This is a genomic window from Pokkaliibacter sp. CJK22405, assembly GCF_046614695.1.
GTDB lineage: Bacteria > Pseudomonadota > Gammaproteobacteria > Pseudomonadales > Balneatricaceae > Pokkaliibacter.
The window spans coordinates 270,566-295,302 of record NZ_JBKKHQ010000013.1 but is presented as its reverse complement, the minus strand read 5'-3'; the positions used below and the strand labels follow the sequence as shown (position 1 = coordinate 295,302).

The 24,737-nt window shown below is 57.2% G+C and carries 23 protein-coding genes; 18 read left to right on the top strand and 5 right to left on the bottom strand.

Translation table 11 applies throughout. The features are described 5' to 3' along the window. The first annotated feature begins 31 nt into the window (after window positions 1-31). From ACKC9G_RS10215 to ACKC9G_RS10200, 4 genes are all read left to right on the top strand, one after another. The gene (locus tag ACKC9G_RS10215) at window positions 32-1,444 is read left to right on the top strand and encodes an ABC1 kinase family protein (RefSeq protein WP_411404927.1); all 1,413 of its coding nucleotides are present in this window, start codon (window positions 32-34) and stop codon (window positions 1,442-1,444) included. Window positions 1,445-1,521: 77 nt separating this feature from the next. Continuing rightward, entirely contained in the window at window positions 1,522-3,303 is a 1,782-nt protein-coding gene (locus ACKC9G_RS10210) for an ABC transporter ATP-binding protein (protein WP_411404925.1), read from the top strand. Continuing rightward, a complete protein-coding gene (locus ACKC9G_RS10205; RefSeq protein WP_411404923.1) occupies window positions 3,296-5,071 on the top strand; it encodes an ABC transporter ATP-binding protein in 1,776 nt (591 codons plus the stop codon). Before ACKC9G_RS10210 ends, ACKC9G_RS10205 begins: the two co-directional genes overlap by 8 nt. Window positions 5,072-5,240: 169 nt before the next feature. Next, complete coding sequence (locus ACKC9G_RS10200) at window positions 5,241-5,453, top strand: hypothetical protein (protein WP_411404921.1); 213 nt, start codon at window positions 5,241-5,243, stop codon at window positions 5,451-5,453. 31 nt (window positions 5,454-5,484) lie between these two features. On the opposite strand, the gene ACKC9G_RS10195 is transcribed toward ACKC9G_RS10200, so the two are convergent. Further along, window positions 5,485-6,306, bottom strand: coding sequence for an ATP-grasp domain-containing protein (locus ACKC9G_RS10195; protein ID WP_411404919.1), 822 nt, complete (start codon window positions 6,304-6,306; stop codon window positions 5,485-5,487). A gap of 337 nt (window positions 6,307-6,643) precedes the next feature. Between ACKC9G_RS10195 and motA the strand changes: the two genes are divergently transcribed. Beyond that, window positions 6,644-7,504 (top strand): flagellar motor stator protein MotA, encoded by an 861-nt coding sequence (motA, locus tag ACKC9G_RS10190; protein ID WP_411404917.1) that lies wholly within the window; start codon window positions 6,644-6,646, stop codon window positions 7,502-7,504. A gap of 12 nt (window positions 7,505-7,516) precedes the next feature. Further along, entirely contained in the window at window positions 7,517-8,500 is a 984-nt protein-coding gene (gene motB, locus ACKC9G_RS10185; RefSeq protein ID WP_411404915.1) for a flagellar motor protein MotB, read from the top strand. Window positions 8,501-8,570: 70 nt separating this feature from the next. Here the strand turns inward: motB and ACKC9G_RS10180 are convergent, their stop codons facing one another. The 3 genes from ACKC9G_RS10180 to ACKC9G_RS10170 all read right to left on the bottom strand — a co-directional run bounded on the left by ACKC9G_RS10180 (window position 8,571) and on the right by ACKC9G_RS10170 (window position 11,277). Continuing rightward, window positions 8,571-9,722 (bottom strand): iron-containing alcohol dehydrogenase, encoded by a 1,152-nt coding sequence (locus ACKC9G_RS10180; protein ID WP_411404913.1) that lies wholly within the window; start codon window positions 9,720-9,722, stop codon window positions 8,571-8,573. Between the two features lie 224 nt (window positions 9,723-9,946). Beyond that, the gene (locus ACKC9G_RS10175) at window positions 9,947-10,678 is read right to left on the bottom strand and encodes a ChrR family anti-sigma-E factor (protein WP_411404911.1); all 732 of its coding nucleotides are present in this window, start codon (window positions 10,676-10,678) and stop codon (window positions 9,947-9,949) included. Further along, entirely contained in the window at window positions 10,675-11,277 is a 603-nt protein-coding gene (locus ACKC9G_RS10170; protein WP_411404909.1) for a sigma-70 family RNA polymerase sigma factor, read from the bottom strand. The genes ACKC9G_RS10175 and ACKC9G_RS10170 overlap by 4 nt, the downstream gene beginning before the upstream one ends. Before the next feature lie 444 nt (window positions 11,278-11,721). Between ACKC9G_RS10170 and ACKC9G_RS10165 the strand changes: the two genes are divergently transcribed. The 12 genes from ACKC9G_RS10165 (at window position 11,722) to cmoB (ending at window position 23,698) form a co-directional block, all read left to right on the top strand. After that, on the top strand, window positions 11,722-13,140 hold the full coding sequence (locus ACKC9G_RS10165) for an NAD(P)/FAD-dependent oxidoreductase (protein ID WP_411404907.1): 1,419 nt from the start codon (window positions 11,722-11,724) through the stop codon (window positions 13,138-13,140). Continuing rightward, on the top strand, window positions 13,140-13,973 hold the full coding sequence (locus tag ACKC9G_RS10160; protein WP_411404905.1) for a DUF1365 domain-containing protein: 834 nt from the start codon (window positions 13,140-13,142) through the stop codon (window positions 13,971-13,973). The genes ACKC9G_RS10165 and ACKC9G_RS10160 overlap by 1 nt, the downstream gene beginning before the upstream one ends. Continuing rightward, window positions 13,966-15,213, top strand: coding sequence for a class I SAM-dependent methyltransferase (locus tag ACKC9G_RS10155; protein ID WP_411404903.1), 1,248 nt, complete (start codon window positions 13,966-13,968; stop codon window positions 15,211-15,213). Before ACKC9G_RS10160 ends, ACKC9G_RS10155 begins: the two co-directional genes overlap by 8 nt. A 56-nt stretch (window positions 15,214-15,269) precedes the next feature. After that, a complete protein-coding gene (locus ACKC9G_RS10150; RefSeq protein WP_411404901.1) occupies window positions 15,270-15,884 on the top strand; it encodes a DUF3833 domain-containing protein in 615 nt (204 codons plus the stop codon). Beyond that, window positions 15,881-16,585 carry a DUF6134 family protein gene (locus tag ACKC9G_RS10145; protein ID WP_411404899.1) on the top strand — a complete coding sequence of 235 codons (705 nt, stop codon included), beginning with the start codon at window positions 15,881-15,883 and terminating at the stop codon, window positions 16,583-16,585. Before ACKC9G_RS10150 ends, ACKC9G_RS10145 begins: the two co-directional genes overlap by 4 nt. Window positions 16,586-16,669: 84 nt before the next feature. Then, window positions 16,670-17,476: an SDR family NAD(P)-dependent oxidoreductase gene (locus ACKC9G_RS10140; protein ID WP_411404897.1), complete on the top strand. Its 807-nt coding sequence runs from the start codon at window positions 16,670-16,672 to the stop codon at window positions 17,474-17,476. After that, the gene (locus ACKC9G_RS10135; protein WP_411404895.1) at window positions 17,466-17,909 is read left to right on the top strand and encodes a nuclear transport factor 2 family protein; all 444 of its coding nucleotides are present in this window, start codon (window positions 17,466-17,468) and stop codon (window positions 17,907-17,909) included. Before ACKC9G_RS10140 ends, ACKC9G_RS10135 begins: the two co-directional genes overlap by 11 nt. Window positions 17,910-18,147: 238 nt before the next feature. Then, window positions 18,148-19,677 carry a sensor histidine kinase gene (locus ACKC9G_RS10130; RefSeq protein WP_411404893.1) on the top strand — a complete coding sequence of 510 codons (1,530 nt, stop codon included), beginning with the start codon at window positions 18,148-18,150 and terminating at the stop codon, window positions 19,675-19,677. After that, entirely contained in the window at window positions 19,674-20,186 is a 513-nt protein-coding gene (locus tag ACKC9G_RS10125) for a response regulator (protein ID WP_411404891.1), read from the top strand. Before ACKC9G_RS10130 ends, ACKC9G_RS10125 begins: the two co-directional genes overlap by 4 nt. Window positions 20,187-20,210: 24 nt before the next feature. Next, entirely contained in the window at window positions 20,211-21,908 is a 1,698-nt protein-coding gene (locus tag ACKC9G_RS10120; protein WP_411404889.1) for a putative bifunctional diguanylate cyclase/phosphodiesterase, read from the top strand. A gap of 75 nt (window positions 21,909-21,983) precedes the next feature. Continuing rightward, the gene (gene cmoA / locus ACKC9G_RS10115; protein WP_411404887.1) at window positions 21,984-22,718 is read left to right on the top strand and encodes a carboxy-S-adenosyl-L-methionine synthase CmoA; all 735 of its coding nucleotides are present in this window, start codon (window positions 21,984-21,986) and stop codon (window positions 22,716-22,718) included. Beyond that, on the top strand, window positions 22,715-23,698 hold the full coding sequence (gene cmoB / locus ACKC9G_RS10110) for a tRNA 5-methoxyuridine(34)/uridine 5-oxyacetic acid(34) synthase CmoB (protein ID WP_411404885.1): 984 nt from the start codon (window positions 22,715-22,717) through the stop codon (window positions 23,696-23,698). Before cmoA ends, cmoB begins: the two co-directional genes overlap by 4 nt. 53 nt (window positions 23,699-23,751) lie before the next feature. Here the strand turns inward: cmoB and ACKC9G_RS10105 are convergent, their stop codons facing one another. Then, the gene (locus tag ACKC9G_RS10105; RefSeq protein WP_411404883.1) at window positions 23,752-24,519 is read right to left on the bottom strand and encodes a methyltransferase; all 768 of its coding nucleotides are present in this window, start codon (window positions 24,517-24,519) and stop codon (window positions 23,752-23,754) included. Window positions 24,520-24,737: the final 218 nt, after the last annotated feature.

Below are 24,737 nucleotides of genomic sequence, written 5' to 3'. Positions count from 1 at the left end.
CGCCCGTCGCGCAATCATCACAGGTATTGCCATGAGCGAGCATAAATCCCGCACTCTTCCTCAACAGCGTTTGTCCCGACTGGCGCATTTGGGTTCTCTGGCCGGACGGGTGGCCGGAGCCGCCGCCTGGGAAGGGGCAAGACGGCTGAGTAAAGGCGAATTTCCCTCCACCCAGCATATTTTGATGACACCGGCTAACGCGGTGCGTTTGGCTGAAACGCTGGCCACCATGCGTGGCGCTGCCATGAAGCTTGGACAGCTGCTATCACTGGATGCCGGAGAATTTCTGCCGACGCCACTGGCGCAAGCCCTGGAAGGGCTGCGTGCGGATGCCTATCACATGCCGATGCTGGCGCTGAATCAGGTATTGGAGCGTGAATGGGGCGAAGACTGGCAGCGCCATTTCCGCCGCTTTCATTTCACCCCGATTGCCTCGGCTTCCATCGGTCAGGTGCATCGCTCCACCCTGACGGATGGCCGCGAGGTTGCGGTCAAGGTGCAGTATCCGGGGGTGCGCCAGAGTATCGAGTCCGATGTGAAAAATCTCGGCACGCTGATTCGCCTCTCTGGCGCGGTACCCAAAGGTGTGGCGATTGCGCCGCTACTGGAAGAGCTGAAACTTCAGCTGCGTCAGGAAGCCGATTATCAACAGGAACTGGGTTTTCTTACGGAATATCACCACTGGCTGAGTGAGGAAACGGCGTTATCGGCGCCCACGCCGGTAGCGGAATTATCCACAACCGATGTGCTGGTGATGGAATACATCGATGCCATGCCGGTGGATATGGCTTGCCACTGGAGTCAGCCTCGTCGCGATGCTTTAGGGGCGTCCCTGTTACGCCTGTGTCTGCGTGAACTCTTTGAGCTGGGCATCGTGCAGACGGACCCGAACTACGCCAACTACCTGATCCGCGAGACGGCGCAGGGCGATGAACTGGTGCTGCTCGATTTCGGCGCGGCAAGACGCTATGGCGATAACCTGAAAACCGCCTACCGGCAGCTGTTCTCTGCGGTGATTGCGCAGGACCCGCAGGCGCTGATGTCGGCGGCGCAGGGGATTGGCTATTTTGCCGGCGAGGTGGAAGGCAGCCAGAAAGCGGCTGTGCTGGCGTTGTTCTCCCTGGCCTGTGAGCCACTGACGACGCCGGGAGCCTATGATTTTGGCCAGTCGACCCTGGCCTCGCGCCTACAGCAAAAAGGCCGGATTCTGAGCATGCAGCAGGGCCGCTGGCACACGCCACCTGCGGATGCGCTGTTCCTGCATCGCCGTCTGGCGGGGCTGTATTTGTTGCTGGGCAAGCTGCGCGCGCGGGTGGATGCCGGTGCCATTCTGGCTGAAGTGTTGGCGAACTTGCCGCAAAACACGGCTAAAGCTCTGCCTGTCGCAGTAAAAAATCAGGATGTTGCAGGGATTGGCACTGAAACCGAATTCCCCACAGGGTAAACTGAACGACCGTTCACTTGTCATTCCTGCGATTTTTACCCACAGCCACTGTAGGTAATGCAGAACCTGAGAGAATCATGGATTTATTTCGACAGCTGCGCTGGTTCTTCCTCGATCACCGGCGCGCTTATGTGATTGCCCTGATGATGCTGGCGGCCGTGGCCGTCATGAGCATGACCATTCCCTACATCGCCGGGCATACCGTCGATGGTCTTCGCGATGGCACCCTGAGTGCCCGTCAGTTGCTCTGGCGTGTGGGCGCCATGGTGCTGATCGGCGGCCTGATTTACGGCTTTCGCTATGGCTGGCGCGTTCGGCTTTATGGCGCATCCTACCAGCTGGGCACCGAGCTTCGTCGCCGCTTCTATAACCGCTTAAGCCGTCTTGGCGCCTCGTTTTACCACCGTCATAACAGTGGCGATCTGATGGCCCGCGCCACCAATGACATTGATGCCATCGAGATGGCCGCTGGTGAAGGGGTTCTTTCCGGCTTTGATGGACTGCTGACCTTTGTGCTGGTGCTGATCATGATGTTTGTCGTCATCGACTGGCGTCTGGCACTGGTCGCCTTGCTGCCTTTTCCCTTTATGGCCTGGGGCTTCTACCGTATTTCCCGCATCATGCACCGCCATTTCCAGCGCTCCCTGCAGGAGTTCTCTGCCCTGAATAACCGTACTCAGGAAGCCATTGCCGGAGTGCGGCTGCTGAAGGCCATGGGTCGCGAAGCGCAGGAAAGCCGGATGTTCAACGCCGTGGCGGATAAGGCCGCGGAAGCCAACTACGCCGTGCAGCGTACCGAAGCCTGGTATGACCCGGTGATTCAGCTCTCCATGTCCTCGGCGTTTCTGTTAAGTCTGGGTTTTGGCGCCTGGCTGATCAATCAGGGCGAACTAACCCTGGGGCAGCTCACCAGCTTTACTATGTATCTCGGGCAGTTGATCTGGCCGATGTTCGCCATGGGCTGGCTGATGAACATTATCGAGCGTGGCAGTGCGGCCTATCACCGGGTTGATGAGCTACTGCAGGAGCCGGATACCCTGAGCAATGAGGGCACGCTGGAAACGCTGTCCAGCGCCAGTCTGCGCCTGCAGGACGTTGTCTTTCATCACGATGCCAACGGCCCTGCGGCGTTGCAGCAGATTGCTCTTGATGTCGCTGCCGGTACGACTCTGGGGATCGTCGGGCCGACAGGCTCGGGGAAAAGTACCCTGATCCAGCTCATCATGCGCCAGCTGGAGCCCACCTCCGGCCGGATTCTGCTGGGTGATCAGCCGCTACCGGCCTATCGCTTGCGCACCTTGCGCCAAAGCTTTGCCTATGTGCCGCAGGACCCGTTCCTCTTTACCGCCACCATTGCTGAAAATATCGCCCTGGCCAATCCTGAAGCGAGCCGTGAAAAGGTCGAAGAAGTCGCCAGAATTGCCGCCATTCATGACGATATCCTGCGTTTTCCAGCAGGTTACGACACCCTGGTCGGTGAGCGGGGAGTGACGCTCTCCGGTGGCCAGCGCCAGCGCCTCGCCATTGCCCGGGCGCTGCTGCAGGATGCGCCTGTGCTGGTGCTGGACGATGCCTTGTCGGCGGTGGATGTAAACACCGAGACGCATATCCTTCAGCATCTGCAAAAAGCCCGCAAAGACCGTACGACGCTGATCATCAGCCATCGCCTGTCGGCACTGGTCGCCGCCGAGCAGATTCTGGTGCTGATGGCCGGTCAGCCCCGTGAGCTGGGCAATCACCGCCAGCTGCTGGCCGAGGAAGGCTGGTATGCGCGGATGTGGCGCTATCAGCAACTGGAGCAATCTCTGGCGGAAGAATCCCACGCGCACGCTGTCACGGAGGAGAATACCCATGGCTAAGTCCTCATCCTCCAGCGCCCGCAATGCTTTTCGCCTGCTGCTGAGTTACGTCTACAAGGACCGGCCTCTGCTGATGTTCGCCATCGGCATGCTGATCATCGCCACCGCCGCTGATGTGACCGGGCCGCTCCTGGCCAAGGTGTTTATCGACAATTACCTGACCGAAAACAGCTTCCCGTTCTGGCCGGTGGCCGGACTGACGCTGGCCTATGTCTTTACCCAGGGCCTTGCGGCGGTTGTGCGTTATCGCCAGACCCTGACCTTCAGTACCCTGGCGCTCAATGCCGTGCGGGATATCCGTGAGCGGGTGTTTGCCCGCGTGATTCGCCTGCCGCTGTCCTACTTTGACCATGCCGTCACCGGCCAGCTGGTGAGCCGAATCACCAACGATACCGAGGCGATCAAGGATCTGTATGTGCAGTTCCTCTCCACGGTGCTTGGCAACACCATCATGCTGATCGGTATTCTGATCGCCATGGCGTTGCTGGATGTACAGCTGATGCTGATCGCGGTGGCGCTGATTCCGCTGATACTCGGCATTATCTATCTCTACCAGCGCTTCAGCGGTGTGGCGGTGGAACAGAGCCGCCAGCTGCGCTCGGACATCAACGCCAATCTGGGCGAGTCGATTCAGGGCATGGGGATTATTCAGGCGACCAACCAGCAGCGCCGCTTTCGCCAGCGTTTTGATACCACCAATACCGACCTGTACAGCGCCAAGCTGCGCACCATCCGGATCGGTGCGATTTTGCTGCGCCCGGCCATCGATTTTCTGTCTGTCATGGTGCTGGCAGGCGTCATCGGCGTATTCGGTTGGGAGTCCCTTAACGGCGTGGTCGAAATCGGTGTGCTCTATGCCTTTGTGAATTACCTGAGCCGTTTTACCGAGCCACTGATGGAAATCACCCAGCGCTTTAATCTTTATCAACAGGCGATGGTGGCGGGTGAGCGCATTCAGCGTCTGCTGGATCAGGAAGAAGGGCAGTTTGGCACGGTAACCACGCCGATCAGCGCCGGCAGTTTGAGCCTGCGGGATGTGAGCTTCAGCTATGACGGTGAACATCCGGTGCTGAAACAGCTGAATCTTGAGGTGCCACCCGGCGAATGGCTCGCCATCGTCGGCCATACCGGCAGTGGCAAAAGCAGCTTATTGAGCCTGCTGCTGGGGTTCTATCCGGTCACCGAGGGGGCGCTGCGTATTGATGATGTCACCCTGCGTGATTATGCCCACGACACCCTGCGCGAAGGTATTGGCCTGATCCCGCAGGAGCCTTTCGTGCTGGCCGCCAGTGTCCGCGACAATATCGATATGAATCGTGGTCTGGAGCAGGCGGATATCGAGAAAGCGGCGCGTGCTGCGCACCTGCATGAGACCATCGAGCGCATGCCGGAAGGCTATGACACGCTGTTGGGCGAGCGTGGCACGCGTTTATCCACAGGTCAGCGCCAGCAGCTGGCGATTGCCCGCGCACTGGCCGCCCAGCCGCGCATTCTGCTGCTGGATGAAGCCACCGCCAATATCGACAGTGAAACCGAGCAAATCGTGCAGCAGGCGCTGCGTGCCCTGCATGGCAAGGTAACCCTGATCGTGGTGGCGCACCGCTTGTCGACCATCAAGGAAGCTGATCGCATTCTGGTGCTGTCGCAGGGAGAAATCGTCGAGGAAGGCAATCATCAGGCACTGATGGCACTGGATGATGGCCGCTATCAGCGCATGTATCGCCTGCAGCAACAGGGTCGCCAGCTGGCCGAGATGGTGGAAGCCTGAGACAACGATTGATGGTTGCCGGTGTGATGATGCCGCCAGTTCTGCCCCGAATCAGGTCGTAAACCCGGTGCATCCCTTGCCTTGAGTGATGCTACAGGGGATAACCCTTGTTCCCGCGGCTGTCCTGTGACAGCTCCTGTGACTAAACGCGCCAGCGAGGGGTAACGATGTGAGCTTTGATGCCAAGACCGGACACTCACCGTGGCTGCAAAAAGCGGTTTGGCTCTGCTGCCTGGTGAGTGCTGTGGTTAGCCTGCAAGGCTGCGGTGTGGCCAGTGCGGTAGGTTCGACGGCCAGTCTGGCAATTGATGTGGTGTCGATTCCGGTGAAAATTGTCGGTGCCGGTGTGGATGCCGTGATCGATGATGATGAGGACGATTAACGCCTGTTGACCGTCCTTATCCCGTTGAGTCTTACATCGCCAGCGGCAGGATCGGATTGGGATGCAGGGGATCGTCCGGGTCATCCTGATCATCCAGACTTTCCAGATACTGCATGATGGCCTCAGGCAGTTGCTGGTTTAGCGGGCCAAGGCCCTGATTACCGAACAGGCGGTTGAACTCGAACAGATAAGGGTGATCGCCCACCATACAGACATCAAAGCCACCATGGTCGATCCCCAGCCTGGTGGCGACTTCTTCCACCAGACGCACTGCCGCCGGGTGCAGCGGGCTGTAATCCAGCTGGCCGCCCTGCGCAACGTTGTTGTGAAAACTGCGATCCGATTGCAGACGCCAGTAACCCCCCAGCACCTTCTTGCCAATCCAGACGATGCGCATATCGCGATCAATCGGCAGTAGCTCCTGCACATAAAGCACCGTTGTCTGGCTCAGGTACTGATTCCACTGGGCGCGGTTCTCAATCAGAAACACCCCCTGACCCATGCTGCTGCGCGGGATTTTGGCGACAAACGGCAGCAGCATCCTGTCCCATACCAGCTCGGCATTTTCCGGCGTATTGCCCATGATCTCGGTGTCGGGCACATGACGCGGCGCGACGCTCATAAATGCACGGGTCATTTCGATCTTGTCATGGCCGAGCAGGTAGCTCGACAGGCTGGGGAAAATCCGCTTTTTCAGACCAAACACCAGCGAATTCACCTGCCAGTATTCGGGATACACCACCCAGTCAGCTTCCTGAACCGTGGGCAGCTGGCTGAAAAAGAGTTCGGGTTTGATGTAGGTCGTGTCGGGAAGACGCAGACTGCGAAAGGCATCAAAGGAGACCAGGCGCATGGAGGGTTTACTCGAGAATGGAATGGCGCGGAGTATAGCCGTGAGTCGATAACGGCGGAAGCGGGCGAGCGGCAAAAATGGTTAAAAAGTGCGCAGTTTTCTCCCTCCAGCCATGAGAGGTTTATTGTCTTGCTGAACTATCAATAATTACGCTGAATGCGGGGTAAATAATCGCTTTTACTTATGTAAACAGCGGGTCACATAAAAAGGCATCTTTATTCGATTTTCTCTCTCACACCCGGCGGCATTTTGTGCGATTCTCAAAACTCGATGGCGTCGTTTTCAGGATCTGACGGCGCTGTGAATCACAAGATTTTGTCCGGAGTTTGGCGCGTTTATGTTCAAGCTGGTGGGGATGGCGGTTATTTTTGCCTGTGTGCTGGGTGGCTTTGTCATGGCAGGCGGGCAACTGATGGTGCTGGTGCAGCCGGTCGAAGTGCTGATTATCGGCGGTTCTGCACTCGGTGCTTTTTTGCAGGCCAACCCGATCCGGATCTTCAAGATCGTTCTGGCCAAATCCCCCAGCATGTTCAAGGAGCGCTTCACGCACGAGTATTACACCTCGGTGCTGTGCATGATGTACGAGATCCTCAACAAGGCTCGCCGCGACGGTTTGCTCTCGCTGGAGGATGAACTGGATGACCCCAACTCCAGCACCATTTTCAGCAAATACCCGGACCTTCTTAAAGATGAACGCCTGATCACCTTTGTCTGTGATTACCTGCGCATCATGTCCATGGGCAGCATGGCGCCCCATGAGTTTGAAAACCTCTTCGATATGGAAATCAACAGCCTTAAGGAAGAGCTGGATCATCCGGCCCACGCCGTGAACAAGGTGGCTGAAGGCTTGCCCGGTTTTGGTATCGTTGCGGCGGTGCTTGGGGTGGTTGTCACCATGGGCATGATCGGCGATGGCGATAAGGAAGCCCTGGGTCACCACGTGGCAGCGGCGCTGATCGGGACTTTCCTCGGTATTCTGGCGGCGTACGGTTTCTTCGGCCCGCTATCCAACCTGCTGGAACACGATGCCAAGGAAGAACTCAACGTCTATGAAAGCATCAAGGCCAGTATGGTGGCGTTCTCTTCCGGCCTGCCACCGGCGCTTGCGGCCGAGTTTGGTCGTAAAGTGCTGATGCCCGGCCATCGTCCTTCCTATAAGGAACTCGATGCTTCCATCCGTGAAGCGACCAAGCGCTAACAGGTCGGGCTGATGGATAACCGTCCTATTGTTGTTAAGCGCGTCAAGAAGGTGGTTGGCGGCCACCACGGTGGCGCCTGGAAAATTGCCTTTGCGGACTTTATGACCGCCATGATGGCGTTCTTTCTGGTGCTCTGGCTCTTGGGTGGCGCGACCGATGAGCAGCTCAAGGCCATCTCCAGCTACTTTCAGGACCCGATCGGCTTCTCTGATGCCAGTCCTTATGTGATTGATCTGGGTGGCTCGCCCACGGTCGCTCCGCAAAAGACACTTAACCCTCAGCAAACCCAAACGGAATCCGGCGTTGAGCAGATGACCAAGCAGTCGAGTGACCCCCAGCCGGTGGATAACCTCGACAGCAAGAAGGCAGATAACGTCAGCGAAGAACAAAAACAGGATCAGCAGGACCAGTCCAGCCTTGCGGCCTTGCTGCGTGAATTGCAGACCAAGGTAGAAAACACCCCGGAAATGAAGCCCTATCAGGATCAGATCAAGTTCGAGCTGACCCAGGATGGTTTGCGCATCGAGATTCAGGAAGCCAAGGACAAGCCCATGTTCAAGGAAGGCAGCGACAAGCTGCTGCCGTATTTTGAAGATGTGATCATGAACCTGGCCGATGTGATTAAAACCCTGCCGTACAAGATCAGCATCAGCGGCCACACCGATGCCAAGTCCTATTACGACACCGCCGAATACAGTAACTGGGAGCTATCCACCCAGCGGGCAAATGCCGCGCGCCGTGCGCTGGTCGAGGGGGGTTATCCGGAAAATCAGATTACCCGCATCGTAGGTTATGCCTCCTCGGCGCTGTTTAACCCCAAAGACCCCAACGACCCGCGAAACCGCCGTATTGATATTCTGGTGCTGAGTAAAAAAGCCGAACAGGCCATTAAAACCGGGCAGGAAACCGGCGGCACTATCGGTAATGAGGAAGATAAAAAGCTGCAGGTCGAGCAGAAACCGACACCAAAAGAAGACAATGAGCCGTTTTTCTAAAGAGGGTGACTCATTCACTGACAAAAAAAGCCACGTTCCAGGACGTGGCTTTTTTATTGATCAGGCAGGTTTACATCGCGGCGCGGTAGATCGCGGCGACTTCAGCATCGGTAAACTTGCGTGGATTGGTCAGGCCGCAGACGTCTTTCTGGGCATTCACCACCATGGTTTCGATATCTTCATCCTTCACACCCAGATCGCTCAGGCGCTCGGGTATGCCCACATCCCTGGACAACGCGACAATCGCTTCAATGGCTTGCGCCGCTGCGGCGCGTACGGACAGCCCCTCTGTGTTTTCACCCAGCGCCCGCGCCACATCGGCGAAACGCTGCTGGCGGGCCATCAGATTGGCGCGGCAGACATGGGGTAGCAGCAGGGCATTGCAGACACCATGCGGCAGGTTGTAGAAACCGCCGAGCTGGTGAGACATGGCATGCACATGGCCGAGGCTGGCATTGTTAAAGGCCATACCGGCGAGGTATTCGGCGTAGGCCATACGGTCGCGGGCTTCCATATCCGTTCCGCGTGCCACCGCACGGCGCAGGTATTGGCCGATCAGGCTGATGGCTTGCAGTGCGCAGGCATCGGTAATGGGCGTGGCTGCGGTGGAAACGTACGCTTCAATGGCGTGGGTCAGGGCATCCATGCCGGTGGCTGCGGTCAGCGAAGGCGGCATATCCACCATCAGTTCCGGGTCATTGATGGCCACATCCGGTGTGACGCGCCAGTCGACGATGGCCATTTTCACGTGGTTGGCGGTGTTGGTGATGATGGTAAAGCGCGTCATCTCGCTGGCTGTACCGGCGGTGGTGTTGACGGCGATGTAGGGAGGCAGCGCCGCTGTGGCTTTATCCAGCCCTTCAAAGTCATGAATGGTGCCGCCGCTGGTGGCGACCAGACCAATGGCTTTACAGCAGTCATGGGCACTGCCGCCACCAAAGGAGATCAGCATGTCGCAGCCTTCGGCCTGATACACCTTCAACCCCGCCGCAACGTTGGCATCGGTCGGGTTCGGCACCGTTTCATCAAACACCACGCAGGAAATATCGGCTTTGCCGAGTAATTCCACCAGTTTGGCCGTGTAGCCCAGTGACGTCATGCCTTTATCGGTCACGACCAGCGGCTTGCGACCGCCGAGGGCGGCGATGCGTTCAGGCAGCCTGGCGTACGCGCCAGCGCCCATCAGGGAAACCGTCGGGACATAGAATTCGTTGATGCTCATGGCAGTCACCTCCAGATGTGCCGGTCCGAATCAGGCTTCGGACGTGCCTTGGCGAAAAAGCTGGAGTCAGTCTAGAGCGATGAAAGACAGGCAATCTTGATCTGGAGCAGGTTAGGTGGCTGCTGGCGTGATAAGTCGGGGGAAGGTAAGCGCCTGGCGTAAAAGCAACGAGCAGACACCGTTTTTTATCAACAGGGTCTGCTCGGCCTGATCGAGTGACTGGCTTACAAGCCGAAGAAGGGCTGTAGCAGTCGGGGTACGAAACCACTGAACTTCAGCGGGGCATCGGTGGCAATCAGGCAGATGCAGTCCTGATCACGATCGGCGATGGGCTGATGTTCAATGTCCGGGTCGAGATCAGCGATATCACCGGGCTGGAAGCGGCCCACTTCATCGGAGTAAGAGCCTTTTAGCACCAGCGTCATTTCACTGCCGCCGTGGCCGTGATGTGGCATGCAGGTGCCGGGGGTGATGCGGAACAACCGCAGGTTTCCCTGAGGCAAAGTGATCTTCACCTGTTTCATTCCCGGTGCCAGCGTACTCCAGCGAAGCTCGCTGTAGCGTTCACCCAGCCAGGGGCGAAGAGGCGCAGGAATCAGGTCTTCCCTGGCATGGTCATTGATGCCGGTATCGTCCAGATCCTGAAGTTTTGGCTCGGCTGCAGTGACAGGTGCCTGATCAAGACTGTCATCGTCCAGTGCGGCCAGCATGTTGCTGCGGGCGTTGCTGCTCAGCTGAATTTCATCACAGCGCTCCAGCAGGGCGCCACCCACGGCCTGAGCCTGTTTCAGGCGCTCGCGGCACTGCGGGCAGACCGCCAGATGGCAGGAAAGCGTAATCGACAGGGGCAATGACAGCGCACCTGCAGCGTAGCTTATCAGGGTGGCATCATCGGGATGATGTACGGGGGTAGTCATACGGCTATTCATCATTAAATGCGGCGCTTGGGTACTCATACTGCCTCTCCCATGCTTGCACGAAGTTTCTGGAAGGCCAGCCTCAGGCTGGATTTCACGCTGCCGAGCGGAATACCGAGATCCTCGGCAATTTCACTGTGGCTTTTTGTCTCAAAGTAAGACTTGTAAACCACTTGCGCCTGTAACACCGGCAGCTCGTTCATCGCCTGCTGCAGACGTACACCATCGGCGTGCACATCGGCAGTGGGCTGATTCACGTCTTCGGCTTCAGGCACTTCATCACTGCTGACCTGAATGCCACTGGCGCGGCGAAGACTGTCGATATACAGGTTGCGTCCAATGCGGAATAACCAGGTACTCACCGCTGCCTTGGCGGGCTGGTACAGATGGGCCTTGCGCCACAGGGTCAGCAAGGCTTCCTGAACCAGTTCCTCTGCCTGATTGACCGGGGCACCCAGCCCCTGCAAATAGGCATTCAAACGCGGTGCGAAGTGATCATAAAGCCGCATAAAACTGGCTTTGTCCCGTTTTTCACTGACCTGTTCCATGGCCAATTGCCACGGATCGCGGGAGTCCTTGTTGGAGTCAGTCAGGGTCGAAGACATGGCAGCGCTTCCATGGGAGTAGTCCCGTGCCATGGCATGGCACCTGGGACGACGTAGAAATGGCAAACTTCTATCCATGATACGGCTCTGACCTTGTCTTAACTCAATCAACAGTGAGCTGGGCAGAGCGCATATCATCTCTGCTCAGTGTAGAGCTTTACGGGGGGATTTCTAATCCGGATCACTTTTGGCGACATTCTTCTTAAAAGGCAGAAATCGCCGCGTGGCCGACTGGTTTTTTGCCACTCTTACCCTAAAGAGCTTGCAGCGCAGACAGAGTGAAACGTCCCGGCAAGGCTAAGGAAGAAAGGTGCAGGCTAATTAGTCTGTTACAGCACAATCTTCATTTTCTTGAAATCAGGTAATGATCCGCTGGCGGACTGGCTGCGTACAGGAGGGAAAGCACAACGGCAAGGGCCGTGGATTCCAGAGCCTTAACCAATGTGGCGCAGGAATCAGAACAGGGAGACAGGATCGATGGCAAGCAAACCCCAAACCATTGCGGTAATTGGCTCAGGTATCAGCGGTTTAAGCTGCGCCTGGCTGCTGTCGAAGAACCACAAGGTCATTCTGTTTGAGAAAGATGATCGCTTTGGCGGTCACAGCAACACCGTCGATGTTAACCTTCCCGGTCAGGCGCCAGTGCCTGTGGATACGGGATTTATCGTTTTTAACCATCGCTGTTATCCACAACTGGTGCGGATGTTTGATCATCTGGGGGTAAAAACCTCCCCTTCGGACATGTCTTTCGCCGTAAGTCTGGATCAGGGCGCGGTGGAGTATTCCGGTACGTCCCTGGCGGGTCTCTTTGCCCAGCGCCGCAATCTTGTGGCGCCCAGCTTCTGGGGCATGCTTGCCGATATCATGCGCTTTTATCGCCAGAGTGATGACTGGCGCAAGACGCTTTCTCCCGATGTCACCCTTGGCCAGTTGCTGGCACAGCACAAATTTGGTGAGCGTTTCCGTGATGAGCATCTGCTGCCCATGGGCGCGGCGATCTGGTCGACGCCGATGGACAAGATGCTGGACTATCCGGCGCTGACCTTCCTGCGTTTTTGTGAAAACCACGGCCTGCTGCAAATCAGTGACCGTCCCCAGTGGTACACCGTCGATGGCGGCAGCCGCAATTACGTTGAAAAACTGCTGGCGGATCTCGGCCCGGAAGCCCGCTGCAACCGCGGTGTGCGCTCCATTCGCCGGTTGCCCGGCAAAGTGCAGATTGAAGACTGGCAGGGTGACAGCTGGCGCGTGGATCAGGTCGTGCTGGCTTGCCATGCGGACCAGTCGCTGGGATTGCTGGCAGATGCCACGGCCGATGAGCAGCGCCTGCTGTCGGCGTTTCCCTATCAGCGCAACCGCGCGATTCTTCACAGTGATACCCGCCTGATGCCTGTTCGTCGCCGTGCCTGGGCCAGTTGGAACTATCTCGGCCAGCGAGCTGGGAATGGGTTCGGCCAGCACGCTGAAAATGAGTTTGGTCAGCGAGCGACAGCCGCTGTCTCTGCCGAGGAAGCCGGTACTTCCAATGTGGCGGTGAGCTACTGGATGAACCAGCTGCAGAATCTGAATACCGACACGCCCATGATCGTGACGCTGAATCCGCCCGTTGAGCCGGATGTGGATAAAGTGCACGCCAGTTTCCTCTATGACCATCCGGCCTTTTCGGCAGAATCCATCCGCGCCCAGCCCGAACTCTGGGCCATGCAGGGTCAGCGTAATACCTGGTATTGCGGTGCCTGGTTTGGATATGGCTTCCATGAAGACGGCTTGCAGTCCGGGCTGGCGGTGGCCGAAGCCCTAGGCGGTGTGCAGCGTCCGTGGGCGTTTGATCAGGCCAGTGAAGACCGGGTCAACCTGCCGCTGGACTGGGCCAAGAGCCCTGAGAGGGCGGCCTGATGGATGCCTGTCTTTATTCGGGCGTGGTGATGCACCATCGCTTTCGCCCCAAGGTGCATCGCTTCAGTTATCAGGTCACGGCCTGGCTGTTTGATGTGGATAAGCTTCACGAGCTGGATCAGCGTCTGAAGGGCTTTTCCTATAACGCGCCGAATCTTTTCAGCCTGCGCGACAGTGATCATGGCCTTGAACCGGGCCAGAGCCTGCGTGACTTTGCCGATGAAACGCTGGTTAAGCAGCAGCTTCCCCGTGCCCATAAGGTGATGCTGCTGTGTTATCCGCGCATGCTGGGTTATGCCTTCAATCCGCTGGCCATCTATTACTGCTATGACGCCAAGGGGGATCTGATTGCCACTCTGCATCAGGTCAGCAATACCTTCGGCCAGCGTCATGTGTATGTGGTGCCCGGAGACGATGCCCGTATTCAGCGCCAGCAGGTCGATAAGGTCTTCTACGTGTCGCCTTTTATCACCATGGATTGCCGCTACCACTTTCGCCTGCGCCTGCCACAGGAGCAGGTCGCGATCGCTATTCGCCAGACGGATTCACAAGGCGTGCTGTTTCATGCGGTGTTCCGTGGAGACCGTCAGGAGCTGAGCCAGGCTCAGCTGATTCGCCAGTTTCTTGCCATGCCACTGATGACCATGAAGGTCATGGTGGGTATTCACTATGAAGCCTTGCGGTTATGGCTGAAAGGGGTGCCTCTGGTGCCTCGTCCGGCTCAGCGCGCCCTGCGGATTACCCTGGGTCGCTGGCTTAACCCGCGCCAAAACGATGATGTCACGACGACTAACTCAGCTTCACTGACCGCCAAAGGAGATGTTCATGTCTGAATCCTTATCCCTTCACCGTCTGGGACGACAGGCCGGTCAACGCTGGGCCCAGCTGGCGGTATCGCTGCTGACCGAGCGGCTGGAGCGCTGTGGCGTCAGTGAAATTCAGGTACGCGCCGGTGACAGCAGCTATATGCGTCTCGGTGTCCCCCGTGAGCTGGCCGAGGCTTCAAGCCATGATCAGGTGCCGGTGCCACGCATCACCCTGAACCGCTTTCGCGCTGTTCGCCGTGGCATCAAGGGGGGTCTGCTTGGCTGGGCGGAAAGTTATATCGATGATGAATGGCAGTGTGATGACCTGCGCAGCCTCATGCAGTGGGCGATGACCAATGAGAAAGCGCTGGAGAAAGCCTTCCAGCCGGGCAGTATTCGCCGGGTCTGGGATCGCATTGCGCACCGTCTGAATGACAACACCAAGCGCGGCAGCAAACGTAATATTGCCTTCCACTATGATCTGGGCAACGACTTCTACTCCCGCTGGCTCGATAAAACCATGACCTATTCCTCCGCGCTGTTCAGTCACGAGGAAGAGGATCTGGAAACGGCGCAGCTGAACAAGTACGACGCCCTGATTGATGCCATGAAGCTGATCCCCGGTGACCGGGTACTGGAAATTGGTTGCGGCTGGGGTGGCATGGGTGAGCGACTGCTGAGCCGGGAGCCGGAAGCCAGCTGGCACGGCATTACCCTTTCCCGCGAGCAGCTGGCCTATACCGAGCGGCGTCTGGCGCACTTCGGTGACAAGGCCAAGGCGACGTATACCGATTACCGCGATCTTGACGGCACCTTCGATGCCATTGTCTCCATTGAGATGCTGGAAGCCGTCGGTGAGGCCAACTGGCCCACCTATTTCCAGCAGCTGCACGAACGGCTGATTCCCGGTGGTCGCGCGGCTATTCAGGTGATAACCATTGCGGATGATCGCTTTGAGTCCTACCGCGAAGGCGCTGATTTTATCCAGCGCTATATCTTCCCCGGTGGCATGTTGCCCAGCCCACAGAAAATGGAAGAACAGATTGACGCTGCCGGTCTGAAACTTGTGGAGCAGCGCAGTTTCGGCCGCGACTATGCGCGCACCCTGAACCGCTGGCATCAGGCCTTTAACAGTCAGTGGTCCTCCATTGAAGCTCAGGGCTTTGATGAACGTTTCCGTCGTCTCTGGAATTACTACCTTTGCTACTGCGAAGCCGGCTTTAACGCAGGTTCCATCGATGTGCGCTTCTACATTATCGAGCGTTAAGCCGCTATCGAGCCCCCGGTCGCGCCTATCCGTTACCGGCGGTCAAGGAGGAGAGAATGGGTGTTTCACTCAAAGGAAAACGTCTTGGGCTGGGGCTGCTGCTCAGCCTGATGATGGTTCTGATCAGCGGATGCAGCACCATGAAACCCGAAGATTTTGAAGGCAAAGGGCCGGAGCTGGTTCTTGAGGATTACTTCGCCGGTAAGACCTACGCCTGGGGCCTGTTTCAGGACCGTTTTGGCAAGGTGCGTCGGCAGTTCCGGGTGGTGGTCGATGGCCAGTGGCAGGAGCAGGATCAAATCCTGAAGCTGGATGAGCACTTCCTTTATGACGATGGCGAGCGCGATCGTCGGGTCTGGACGATCAAAAAACCGGCGCCTCACACCTACGTGGGGACGGCAGGCGATGTGATTGGTGAGGCCAAAGGCCATACCGCGGGTAATGCCCTGAACTGGGAATATCAGATGAATCTTGCCGTCGGCGATGGCCACTGGAAGGTGCATTTTAATGACTGGATGTGGCTGCAGCCGGGCGGGGCGCTGATTAACCGTGCCACCGTGACCAAATGGGGTGTAACTCTCGGTACGGTCAGTATTTTCTTCAGCAAGGATCCCGGCTCACCGCCGATGGATGGCTGGATGCACATCTCCGGCGGCGAGAACGGGCCATGAACCGGGCAGGCCGGTTTTCCTTCCTGCTGATGGCCGTCATGGGGCTGTCCGGCTGGGCAAGTGCAGCACCCCTGCAGCGGGACTGGCAGCAGTTTTACGGCCCGCAGGGTCTGCAGTTTGATGTGGTACGCAAGGGCAAAACCATTGGTGAGTACCGTGGCGAGTTTGCCACAGCCGGTGATGGCTTTGTGTTCCATTCGACCATGTCCATTGACCTGTCCATTCTCTTTATGGACTTCACCTACCGCTATGATGCCCGCGAGACCTGGCAACCGCAGGCCGGTGACTGGCAGATGCAGTCGCTTAAGGTAAAGGTGGATGATGACGGCGATGCCTTTGCGCTGGATCTGGCGAGCAAAAATGATGCCCTGAGTGGCACACGCCAGGACAAAAAAAAGGTCACCGAGGTACGTTTTCCCAACAGGCTACTGACCAGTCAGCATTACAACCCGGCGATTCTCGGTCAGCAGCAGCTGATCAATACCCTGACCGGCGAGATCAATCACTTCACGCTGAAGAATTTCGGGCAGGAAAAAATCAGCAGCCGGGATGGCTCCATCAAGGCGACGCATTATCAGTATCAGGGGGATCTGCACGATACCGATGTCTGGTATGACGCAGCAGGTCACTGGGTGGGCATGGCGTTCAAAGCCAGTGATGGCAGCCAGATACGGCTGGTCTGTCGCCAGTGCGGCCAGTAAATAGCAGAGCTGCACTCGCATGACCAACATTCACGCGGTACTGAGCGGGATCGCCCTCGGTATTCGCAAGGACGCAGGGAGAGCATGATGGATCACTCCTTACCCTGGAAACAGGTGTGGATTACCGGTGCCAGTCAGGGCCTGGGGCGCGCGGTTGCCGAACAACTGGCCCGAGAAGGGATCAGGGTTTACGCCAGTGCCCGCAGTGAAGACAAGCTCAGGGAGCTGGCCGAAGAGAGTCGCCAATGGGCGGGGGAGATTATTCCTCTGCCTGTGGATATCACTGATGCCGAGTCAGTGCATCAGGCGGTCAATCAGATGTGCGAGCACAGCGGTCCGCCGGATCTGGCGATTCTGAATGCAGGCACTCATATTCCAACCCCGGTCAAAAGCTTCAGCGCCGATGACATTCAGACGTTAATGAACCTGAACGTCGTCGGTACCAGCCGCTGTCTGGAAGCCTTGTTGCCGTATTGTCTTGAAAAGAATGCGGGACAGATTGCGGTCGTGGCCTCCGTGGCAGGTTATCGGGGGCTGCCCACGGCGGGCGGTTATGGGGCGACCAAGGCGGCGCTGAATAATCTGATTGAAGCCCTGAGTATTGAGCTCATTTCCACCGATGTTCGGTTGCAGGTGATCAATCCAGGTTTCGTGCGTACCCCGCTGACGGACAAGAATCCGTTCCCGATGCCGAGTCTTATGGAGCCTGAAGAGGCTGCCCATGCCATGATCATGGGGCTTTGTAGCCGGAAACCGGAGATTCGTTTCCCGCGGGGATTTGGCTGGGCGATGGCCGTGTTGCGTCTTTTACCGCGCCGGCTTTATCGTTGGCTGGTGGCACGAGGAACCGGGTTTGATCAGGCCGTGGAGGGCAAACAGGGTGGCCAATGATGCGCAAAAAGCAGGGCTGACCAACTATCTGCGTTACTTTCGCGCCCTGGATCAGGGGCTGAATGGTCTGGATGAGTGTCTGCACCCGCAGGTGATTTTCCAGGACCCCTTTAACCGGGTGCAGGGGCCAGCTGCGGTCAGGCTGATACTGCAGCACTTTATTGATCATGTGGAGCAGCCTGCGTTTGGGATTCTGAACGAGGCCTGGAGTGAGTCGGTCTGCTTTGTGCGCTGGGATTTCTCCGGCCATCTAGCCGGGCTCGGTGACTGGCAATTTCCCGGCGTCAGTGAAATTCATTTCGATGAAGAAGGGCGCGTGACCCTGCATCTGGATCACTGGGATGCAGCGGCCCATTTCCTCAACAAGCTGCCCGTTCTGGGGGCGCTTAACCGCTTTGTCAGCCGCAAGCTGACCCATATCGACACCTACTAGACTCCGCTTCTCTGATCCTTTTCCCGGCAAGTTGCTGATCTCCTTCTATACTTTACTTTTTGGTCTTTCGTTCGCATAAGCAATAGCGTGCACGACGTTGCTTATGTGAATGAATCGAGTTCATCTTCCCATGGCTGGCAGTGGTGGGCCTGCTCGCAACTTTAGGGTTTTTGACCATACTCAAGGGACAGAAAAGTGCAGCCAATGAGGACATCAGGGATGAAGCAGCGAGGCGCGTATGGGCGTTCTTGATTCGAATGTGATCAAGCTGATGGAGCATTCGCCCAATGCCATTCTGACGGTGGATCGGCAAGGTCAGATCCTGATTGCCAATATCCGCGCCTGCCAGTTGTTTGGTTATGAGGCCAGCCAGTTGGTTGGGCAGCCCGTCGAGATGCTGATTCCCGCTGCCATTGCCCGTCACCATGTGAAGCTTCGTAGTGACTATGTGATTGATGCCACTCCCCGGGCGATGGGCAGTGGCCGTGAACTTCAGGCTCAGCATGCCAGCGGCGAACTGATTGATGTTGAGGTATCACTGAACCCTTACGCCGATGATGAAGGCCAGACCGTGGGAGTCATCGCCACCGTGATTGATATCCGACCGCGGCTGGAGCAGGAGGCACGCCTGAAGCATCAGGTGGAATCGTTGGAAGAGGAGCGTAAAGCGCTACTCGCTGCTGAACGTAATATGGCCAGTATCATCGAATATTCTCCCAATGCCGTACTGACAATGTTGCCCAACGGTTGCATTGATATGGTCAATGCCTGCGCCTTGAAGTTGTTTGGCTACAGCCGTGAGGAGATGTGTGGCCAGCCCATTGAGCTCTTATTACCGGATTCCCTGCGCCATCATCATGTGGGTTTGCGCAATGGCTATATTGCTGAGCCCTTCGAGTGCTATCTCGATGCTGGCCGATCCCTCAAAGGTCGTCATAAGGATGGCTCGCTTATTGATATCGAAATTGCTCTCGCACCACTGCGCGATGCTTCCGGTAAGCTGACCAGCGTGATTGCGACGCTGATTGATATTCGCCAGCGGCTGGCCTCGGAGCGGACTCTGGCGCGGCAAATTGAAGACCTGACCCGCATTAACGAAGAGCTTGATCGCTTTGCCTACGTGGCTTCCCACGATTTGAAATCCCCCCTGAATGCGATCCAGAAAATTATCGGCTGGGTGCGTGAAGACTGTGATGAGCTGCTGCCGGAAACCTCGCGCAATCACCTTAATATGCTGGATCAGCGTGCTGGACGGCTGATGCGTCTGCTGGATGACCTGCTTGCCTACTCCCGTGCCAGTCGGCAGGAGTATGAACTGGAAAAGATCGATTTATGCCCGCTGGTGGAGGAGATCTTCACCTTGCAGGGTGAGCCCAAGGGTTTTACTTGCGACTCTGAGCCCTGCCAGTTGTGGATTCAGCGTACGCCGTTTGAAACCGTGCTGACGAATCTCATCAGCAATGCGATCAAGCATCACGATCTGGAGGAGGGAAAGATTCACGTGAGCTGCGAGACGCAGGGCGAGGATTACCTCTTTTGTATCGAAGATGATGGTCCGGGAATTCCACCAGCGCTGCATCACAAGGCGCTGGCCATGTTTCAGACCCTGCAACCCCGTGACCGGGTGGAAGGCAGCGGCATGGGCCTGGCCCTCGTGAAAAAAATTGTAGAACACCATAAGGGCGACATGCGTATTGATTCTGATGGCACACGCGGTACGCGAATTCTGATTCGCTGGCCACGACCGACCGCGAAGAAGAACGCATGAAGACCAAGACAACGCCACCGACGGAGGAGGACACCATGCCACTGAATCGTCACAACCGCAGCGTCGTCACCTTGTTTCTGGTGGAAGATGACGATGTGGATGCGGAAAGTATTCAGCGCAGTTTTGAGAAAGAGCGGATCGCCAATCCGATTGTGCGTGCCAACGATGGCATGGAGGCACTGGAGATGCTGCGGCAAGGCCAGGTGCCTTCGCCCTTTGTGATCCTGCTGGATTTACAGATGCCACGGATGAACGGTATCGAGTTTCTGGAGGCGATACGCGAAGACCCGGTACTCGACTGTGCCGTGATTTTTGTCCTGACGACCTCGACAGCAGAACGCGATATTACGGCCAGCTATGACCACAACATTGCCGGCTATTTTATCAAGGATGAAGCAGCCATCGGCTTTCGCGATGTCGTCCGGCTTCTGGACGGTTACTGGAATATTGCCGAATTACCCGCTATCGACGTTGCGGCCGCCAAGAGCCGCAGTGACGATAACCAATAACTAGCGCATGGAGGGGAAATGGGGATGCATGTGCTAATTGTTGATGATGACTCCGTAGACCGCGAGCATCTCAAACGAACGCTCTGGGCCGATGACCCGGAATGTACCATCGTTGAGGCTTCCACCGTGGATGAAGGCCTTAAGCTTTTTGACGCCGATGATTTTGATGTGCTGTTGCTGGACTACGCCATGCCACAGCGCGATGGCATCGAAATGCTGCTCAGCCTGCGCAATGAGCGCCTCGACCACAGTACCGCCATCATCATGATGAGTGTGTCCGAAGAAGAGGATCTGGCGCTGGATTGTCTGCGCGCCGGTGCTCAGGATTTTCTGCCCAAATCGGACATCAACGCGGTTCGGCTCCACCGTGCCATCCTCCATGCACAAACCCGCTTTTCCCTCGAAAGCGAACTGCTGGTGAGCTATCAGCGTGCCAAGCTGCTGGCAGAGTCCGACAGTCTGACGGGGTTGGCCAATCGCTACCTGTTTGATGAAACCCTGAAACTGGCGGTGGATTCCTCCGGCAAGAACCGGCTGGGGTTGATGCTCATTGACCTTGATCACTTCAAATACATTAATGACCACCACGGCCATGCCATCGGTGACCAACTGCTGTGTAAGGTTGCGGTGCGGATTCAGAGCTGCCTGCGCGGCAATGAAATGTTTGCCCGTCTTGGCGGGGATGAGTTCGCCATTACCCTGCCCAATATTCATGGACCCGAGGTGGTCAGCCAGACCGCGCAGCGTATTCTCTGGGTCATGCAAAAGCCCTTCGAGATCGAAAATGCGGTGATCAATACCGGCGCCAGTATCGGTTTGGCGCTGCATGGTGGCAGTTCGGAGAGTGTGAATGAGTTATTCCGGCACGCCGATATCGCGCTGTACCGAGCCAAGCGCCAGGGCCGTAACCAGTTCTGCTTTTTCCAGCCGGAAATGCAGGCTCAGTTTTCCCGACGCTACCAACTGGAAGTGCGGTTGCGTGAGGCGCAGGAACGCAATGAGCTGATCATGCATTATCAGCCGGTGTTTGACTCGGAGCAGTGCGAGTTGATCGGCTTTGAGGCTCTGATTCGCTGGTCGATGGACGGCCGTCTTTGCAGTCCGGCGGAGTTTATTCCGGTGGCAGAGGAGTCCGGGCTGATTCATGGCATAGGCCGCTGGGTGATTAACCAGTCTATTCAGCAGCTGGCAGCGTGGATCAACAAGAGCGGCAAGCCGCTGACCATGGCGCTGAATATTTCCGCAGTTCAGCTCGGTGAACCTGAACTGGCGGCCTACCTCGGTGCCTGCCTTGAGGCTCATGGTGTACCCCCGCAGCAGGTGGAGGTGGAGCTGACCGAAACCGCGTTGCTGGATGATGCCGAAGAGAAGATGACCACCATTATGGCGATTCATGATCTGGGTTGCGCCATCGCCCTGGATGACTTCGGCACTGGTTTTTCCTCAATCTCCCATCTGCGTAACTTCCCCATCGATATTCTCAAGGTGGACCGCAGCCTGATGCCTCCCGAGGAGGATGACCCCAAAGCCTATGCGCTGATTCGCGGCGTGGTGCTGCTGGCGGATGCGCTGGGTCTGACGGTGGTGGGCGAAGGGGCAGAAACTCAGGCCCATGTGGAGCTGTGTCGGCGTTTGGAGATTGAGCGAATTCAGGGCTTTTATCTCTCCAAACCCCTCGATCGTTCGGCCATTGAGGCGCGATTCTGGCCCGAAGGGGAATAATGCGTCGCGGCGGCTTTCGTGCAGAAGGCCGCCGGTAGGGGTAGAATAGCCGGATTTTTCTGCCCCGGTACTCACATGCAAGATCGTATCTACGCCCAGCCACTGTCCGAAGTCAGCGGCTTTGCCTTTGATGAGTCGGTCGCTCGGGTGTTCCCCGATATGATCCGCCGCTCTGTTCCCGGCTACACCACCATCATCCCAATGATCGAGCTGATCGCCGCACGCTATGGCCGTGATGGCTCCCATCTTTATGATCTGGGCTGCTCCCTGGGCGCCAGTACTTTGGCGATGCGCCACGGGGCGGGCAGCCGCGACTGTACCATCATCGGCATAGATAACTCCGAGGCGATGCTGAGCCAGTGCCGAGACTATATTGACGCTGACAGTGCCGCCGCGCCGGTCGAGCTGATACTGGGCGACATTCGCCAGCAGCCGATCGAGAAAGCCTCCGTCGTCACCCTGAATTTCACCCTGCAGTTCCTGCCGCCTGAAGACCGCCCTGAACTGTTGAAAACCATTTGTGATGGCATGTTGCCCGGTGGCGCGCTGATTCTGTCAGAGAAAATCTGCTTTGATGAACCCGAGCAGAGCGTGCAGGAAGTACTGCACCATGACTTCAAGCGGGCCAACGGCTATTCCGATCTGGAAATCAGCCAGAAGCGCACGTCCCTTGAGAATGTGCTGATCACCGAAAGTATCGACACCCACCGCAAGCGTTTGCTCGAGGCCGGTTTTAATCAGGCGCTGCTGTGGTATCAGTGCTTTAACTTTGTCTCGATTCTGGCCCTGAAAGGACCTGCCAAACCATGAATGGATGGAATTATCAGGACTGGTTTGCCGATACCGTCGCGCACATGCGCCGTTCCGGCCTTGAGCGTTGGGCCGAAGAGTTACCGCCCAAATTACAGGCGCTGTTTGCGGACAAACCCCACGGCGATCTTGAGCGTTGGCTGAACGCCTGGCAAACCCTGCCGGATGTCGCGGCGGCCAGCGTTGACTGCACCCAGGACACCTTAAGCATCACCGGTGTGCTCGATGACGCCGCCCGTGCTGCCGCGCTGCAAGGGCTTGTCGGCCTTCGTCCCTGGCGCAAAGGCCCCTTTGATTTCTTCGGTCATTTTGTTGATACCGAGTGGCGCTCGGACTGGAAATGGCAGCGCGTCGCCCCGCATGTTGATCTTAAAGACAAGCGCGTGCTCGATGTCGGTTGCGGCTCGGGTTATCACTGCTGGCGCATGGCCGGTGAAGGCGCGCGCGATGTGTTCGGTATCGACCCGTCGATGCTGTTTCTGTTCCAGTTTCAGGCGGTGAAACGCTACTTCCCTGATGCGCCTGTGCATTATCTGCCCGTGCGCATGGAAGATGTGCCTGCCAATCTTGGTGCCTTCGACCGGGTATTCTCTATGGGCGTGCTGTATCACCGCCGTGATCCGCTTGAGCATCTGCTGCAATTGCAGGGTTGCCTGAACAAGGGCGGCGAGCTGATTCTGGAGACGCTGGTGGTGGAAGGTGATGAGCATCAGGTGCTGATACCGGAAGACCGCTACGCCATGATGCGCAATGTCTGGTTCCTGCCTTCAACGGCGATGCTGGAGCGCTGGCTGCGCCGCGTCGGTTATGTCGATGTGCGCACGGTGGATGTTTGTCGCACCACGGTGGAAGAACAGCGCAGTACCGAGTGGATGAGTTTTAACTCTCTGCCGGACTTCCTCGACCCCAACGATAACACCCGCACCTGCGAGGGTTATCCCGGGCCGATCCGGGCGACGCTGATTGCCCGCAAGCCCTGAGGCTCAAAAAACGCGCTTTGATCGGCGCGTTTTTTTATGGGCGGCAAGTACGTTTATTCGGGCTTGCGACAGAGCATATGCACGTAGCGGCCAAGGTCGCGGTACGGCGGAATCCGTGAATAACGGCGCTCGGCTTCCAGCACATCTTCCAGGGTGAGCTTCACCCGCAGTGGCCGGAACACGTTGTCATACAGGCAGCGAATCCCCGTCCAGGCATGGACTTCCAGCCCCCGATCCAGCAACCACTGATGCACCGCTTCCGGCTCCTGTGGATTGGTCGGTGTCAGGGATTCCGGGCGGCGGCGGAACTTTTCCTTCATACCTTCCTCAAACTGGGCACTGGTGAGGTAACGCCAGCGCAAGGCATGCTTGTTATAGAACATGATCGACAGCCAGCCACCGGGTTTGACCAAGGGTAATAAGGTATCCAGCGCAGCCTGCGGGTCTTCAAGCCATTCCATCACGGCATGAAACAGCAGCAGATCGGCGGCGGGTAATGCCTGCTCCTGCAACTCCTGCAGCGGGCTGTGAATAAAGCGAACGGCTGCGTCGGGGGCATGATTGGCGTAGTAAGCACGGGCTTTGTCCAGCATTTTTGCCGAAAGATCGCATAATGTTATCTGATGTCCCTGGGCTGCCAGTCGGGCGCTAAACTGCCCGATCCCGCCACCGGCATCCAGTACCTGAAGTTCAGGCTGGGCAAGAACACCGTTCTGCTGCAGATCTTCATCCAGCAACAACAAGCGCAGCTGGCCTTTCAGACTGTCATAGATGTGGCTTTCGAAATGGTTGCTGAGATCGTCAAAATTTTGATCAGGCATGAACGTCAAACCCGGTAGGCGAGAGCAGGAACTTATTTTACCCTAAGGCTACTCAGTCATTGGTAAGGGGCTGGGGATTATATCAACGATTCATGTTTCCTGATGGCAATATCGGGAGGCACTCCAGTGGGATGAGGTAACAGTTAGCATGTCGTTAATCCCTTTCCCGAAGGCGGCCATCTGGGCTGACCCTTCCGGAAATGCAGGGAAGCCATCGT